Source organism: Candidatus Protofrankia californiensis, assembly GCF_900634765.1.
Lineage (GTDB): Bacteria > Actinomycetota > Actinomycetes > Frankiales > Frankiaceae > Protofrankia > Protofrankia californiensis.
Genome location: NZ_CAAAFT010000089.1, coordinates 3928 through 4671, shown reverse-complemented (window position 1 = coordinate 4671; position 744 = coordinate 3928). Strand labels below are relative to the sequence as shown.

Genomic DNA, 744 nt, shown 5'->3' with positions numbered 1-744 from the left:
GTGAAGACCGGGCGCCCGGAGCTGTCGACGGTGTTCGCCGGCGCCGCGACAAATCCCTTGCCGTGGGTGTACGTCAGATGCAGGTTGATCCAGTTCCGCTGCTGTTGCGCGAGACCGTTCTGATCGAGTTCGCGGACGGAGACCACGTAGTCCTGGGTGCCGCTGCGCCCGTCCGGGCCCGCGATGGTGTAACGATCGATGTCGAGCGAGGCCGGGAATCCGTAGTATCCGCGGATCTGCTGGAGCTGGTCGTAGGTCGGGGACAGCACATTCGGGTCCAGCAGGCGGGCGTTGGACAGCGTTGCCGAGCCCGCTCCGAGCTCGGTGCTGTTGGGGGTGTTGGCCGCGTCGTAGGCCTGCGGTCTTATCCGGTCGATCCCGTATGCGGAGCGGGTGGCCGCGATGTTCCGGGAGATGTAGGGCGCCTCACGGGAGGCCTCGTTCGGCCGGACCTGGAACTGCTGGACGATCGCCGGGTAGATACCTCCCACCACCAGGGCGGACAGCACGAGTATTCCGGCGGACAGCAGGGGCAACGTCCATCCCCGCTGGAAGATGTTGTAAATGAACAACACCGCGCACAGCAGTGAGATGAACAACAGGATGAGCTTCGCGGGAAGTACCGCGTGCGTGTCGGTGTAGGACGCTCCGTTCACCGCCCCGCGTGAGGAGAAAACCAGCCCGAAGCGATCGAGGTAGTAAGCCCACGCCTTCAGCAGGGCGAGCAGGCCCAGCAGGACGGAT

Annotated in this window: 1 protein-coding gene; it reads right to left on the bottom strand. The window is 64.9% G+C overall.

Translation table 11 applies throughout. The annotated features are described in order from the left end of the window. Positions 1-744, bottom strand: a 744-nt coding sequence (locus tag DD1DGNOD_RS05310; RefSeq protein WP_165036444.1) for a UPF0182 family protein, incomplete at both ends; no start/stop codon positions are given.